Annotated in this window: 1 protein-coding gene; it reads right to left on the bottom strand. The window is 44.2% G+C overall.

The window, feature by feature from the left end:
- On the bottom strand, positions 1-151 hold a 151-nt coding region (locus tag LI162_RS15480; RefSeq protein ID WP_161171205.1), incomplete at its 3' end, for an excisionase.
- Positions 152-224: the final 73 nt, after the last annotated feature.

The following is a 224-nucleotide window of genomic DNA, read 5'->3' as shown; positions in this document are numbered from 1 at the left end:
GTATGCGGTTGCCATTCATAATGAGCCAGCCAGCGTCCTTGTTTTCCTCTGCCAATCGTCTTAACTTGTTTTCTCCGATACGGAAATACTTTGACGCTTCTTCAATGGTAAGGGTGTATTTTTCCCATACGGGAATATCGTTGTTATTCATCAGATACCCCCTTTCCCATGTTTCGTGTCATACTGGATATAGGGGATAAGGTCGGTGCGGTTTATCCTCTGTA

It is taken from the genome of Mediterraneibacter sp. 210702-DFI.3.120 (genome assembly GCF_020561005.1).
In the GTDB taxonomy this organism is placed as follows: Bacteria; Bacillota; Clostridia; order Lachnospirales; family Lachnospiraceae; genus Mediterraneibacter; species Mediterraneibacter faecis.
The sequence above is the reverse complement of the archived record's forward strand: the minus strand, read 5'-3'. Positions and strand labels throughout refer to the sequence as shown.